At 70.0% G+C, this 2,837-nt stretch carries 3 protein-coding genes; 2 read left to right on the top strand and 1 reads right to left on the bottom strand.

Annotation, left to right across the window (positions count from 1 at the left end):
* Nucleotides 1-258 precede the first annotated feature (258 nt).
* Nucleotides 259-726: a hypothetical protein gene (locus tag LE181_RS01680; protein ID WP_225659073.1), complete on the bottom strand. Its 468-nt coding sequence runs from the start codon at nt 724-726 to the stop codon at nt 259-261.
* 316 nt (nt 727-1,042) lie between these two features.
* Here LE181_RS01680 and LE181_RS01675 point away from each other — a divergent pair, with 316 nt between their 5' ends.
* A complete protein-coding gene (locus tag LE181_RS01675) occupies nt 1,043-2,299 on the top strand; it encodes an SLC13 family permease (protein ID WP_225659074.1) in 1,257 nt (418 codons plus the stop codon).
* Nucleotides 2,300-2,303: 4 nt separating this feature from the next.
* Nucleotides 2,304-2,804 carry a universal stress protein gene (locus tag LE181_RS01670; protein WP_225659072.1) on the top strand — a complete coding sequence of 167 codons (501 nt, stop codon included), beginning with the start codon at nt 2,304-2,306 and terminating at the stop codon, nt 2,802-2,804.
* Nucleotides 2,805-2,837 lie beyond the last annotated feature (33 nt).

Genomic DNA, 2,837 nt, shown 5'->3' with positions numbered 1-2,837 from the left:
GGGGCGGGTTGTTGTCGGCCGTGCCTGAGGACCTGCTTGAGGGTGTCGCCCCCGCTGGGTGCGGCTGGGCTGCTATTGGCGGGGTGGTGGGTGTTTCTGCTGGCGCCGTCGCCTGTTGCTGCCGTCAGTCTTTTGCCGGCCGTAGCCATTAGGTGGTCTGGTGAGGCGCTGCCCGCGTTGGGCGGGGAAACGCAAAAAGGGAGAGCCCTTGCTGCCTGGGTCGGGTTTGGTTGGCAGGGGCCGGTGTCGTGGGTGGTGTCAGGGGTTGGAGGGGAGGCGTTGGCCGGTCTCGGCGTTGTAGGCGATCCCTGTCGGTGACAGACGGACTGCCCGGAAGGACGGCGTCATACCCTCCTGCCAGCCCTTTCCGCCGACTGCCGTACGGACAGTGACCTCGGCGAGCGGGTCTTTGACCGGCACGGAGATCTCAGGCGCCCTGGGGAACCATCCCTTTTCTGGGGTGGTTTCGGTACTTTCCCCTGCCGGCCCATCAATTGGCAGGACTTTCGCATTGCGGTCGAAGTACGGACGCAACTCCACGACGAGGTGGTCCCGCTTACTGCTCCAGTGGGCCACGACATCTGCCTTGACGCTGTCGATGTGGAGCGCTGGGCCGGTTCTGTCCTTGTACGCGGTTGTCTTCGTGTGGCGGTGCTGGGTCTGCTGTTTGTCGTGAGTGTGCTGCTGCACGGATGCTCCGGCGATGCCCGGAGCCGTGATCGCCACATGTTGCGTTGTGGGGGGCCCTCCGGGGGGCTGGGGTTTGTGTCGTGTCCTCGTGAGAATCCCCCCGCCGCGCCTTGAGCCGTATGGGCTGCGGCGGACTGCACGCGGTCGTGCTGCTCACGGCTGCTTGAACGAGGGCGTTTTTCGGTTTCTCGCTGGTCAGAGGCTTTTTCCGTGCCTTCTGTGGCGGAGGGGCCGGTGACACGCGGCCGTGTGGGTCCTGAGCGGAGGGAGGCGGGCACGTGGGGACGTGGGTGAAGCTGTACAGCGAACTTCTTCCCCTTGTGCCGGGGACTGCACCCGAAAGGCTCCGACGCTGAACGCCTCGCTCGCAGAAGCACTGTCCGTCGTCCTGCTCCTGGCTGTGCTGGCCTGCGCGGTGATCAGGCCCTGGGGCTGGCCGGAGGCGGTTGTGGCGGTCCCTGCCGCCGGAGTGGTCATCGCTGCCGGGGCGATCTCCCTTGACCATGCCGTGGCGGAGGCCGCCCGGCTGGGCCCGGTGGTCGGTTTCCTTGCGGCCGTCCTGGTCCTGGCGCAGTTGTGTGACGACGAGGGCCTGTTCCATGCCTGTGGTGCGTGGACGGCGCGCCGGTCGGCCGGTCGGCCCCGCCGTCTGCTGGGCATCGTGTTCGTGATGGCTTCCCTGATCACCGCGGTCCTCAGCCTCGATGCCACGGTGGTACTGCTGACTCCGGTGGTCTTTGCCACCGCCGCCCGGCTGGGCGCCCGTGCCAAGCCGCATGTCTACGCCTGTACCCATCTGTCGAACACCGCCTCGCTGCTGCTGCCGGTGTCCAACCTGACCAACCTGCTGGTGTTCGCGGCCAGTGGCTTGTCTTTCACCCGGTTTGCCGCGTTGATGGCGTTGCCGTGGCTGGTCGCCGTCGGGGCGGAGTACGTGGTGATCCGCCGTTTCTTCGCTACTGACCTGGATGCGGGCGCTGACGGCCCGCCCGCCGTCGAGACCCCTGAGTTTCCGCTTTTTGCCCTGTTCACGGTGGTGGGCACGCTGGCGGGTTTCGTGCTGGCCTCGTTGCTTGGCATCGATCCGGCCTGGGCGGCGGCCGCGGGCGCGGCCGTTCTGGCGGTCCGCGCGCTGGCCCGGCGGCGCACCGGTCCCCGCGCGCTCGTGCGGGCTGCGGCCCTGCCGTTTTGCGTGTTCGTGCTGGCGCTGGGCATCGTGGTCCGGGCGGTGGTCGACAACGGCCTGGCGGATGCCTTGGGCCGCGTGGTCCCGCAGGGCACCGGCCTGGTGTCCCTGCTGGTCATGGCGGCGCTGGCGGCCGTCCTGGCGAACGTCATCAACAACCTGCCCGCTGTCCTGGTGCTGCTGCCGCTGGCCGCCCCCACCGGACCGGGCGCCGTCCTGGCCGTGCTCCTCGGGGTGAACATCGGCCCGAACCTCACCTACGCCGGGTCCCTGGCCACGCTGTTGTGGCGGCGTATCGTGCGCGAACACGACACGGATGTGGAACTGGGCGAGTTCACCCGGCTCGGTCTGCTGGCCACGCCTGCCGCCCTGCTGCCGGCGGTGGTGGCACTGTGGGTGTCACTCCACACGATCGGAGGCTGAACGCGTGAGTGTCATCGTCTGGATCGTTGAGGGCACCTGGTCGGCCTGTGTCGACGCCGCGCGCGCCCACACACCTGCGGACGCCGAAACGGTGTTGCTCCACATCAGCGGCCCCGGCGCGCCGGGCGTGGCGCACGGCGCCTACGCCGGTCTGCTGGGCCGGGCACGCCCCGACCGTGACCCCGGCACACGGGTGGAGCACCTGGCCCACGATGCGGGCGAGCGGCTTCTGGCCGACGCGGCCGCGCGGCTGGGGCGCCCGTGCACGCGGCGGGAACGTTCCGGTCGTGCCGAACGCGAGGTCGTGGCCGCCGCCGAGGGTGCCGGCCTGCTCATCCTCGCCCGCGACGGCGATCGCACCCGCCTCGGCCCCCGCAGCCTCGGCCCCGCCAGCCGTTTCGTCGTCGACCATGCCCCCTGCCCGGTCCTGCTGGTCTGGCCGCAGACGCCACCGGGCACGGCCACCATCCCGCCACCGCCACCGCACCCTCCGCACCACCGCTGATGCTGCGGCCTGCGGCCTGCGGCCTGCGGCCTG

Source organism: Streptomyces sichuanensis (genome assembly GCF_020328095.1).
In the GTDB taxonomy this organism is placed as follows: Bacteria; Actinomycetota; Actinomycetes; order Streptomycetales; family Streptomycetaceae; genus Streptomyces; species Streptomyces cinnamoneus.
This window is presented reverse-complemented; position numbering and strand designations above follow the sequence as displayed.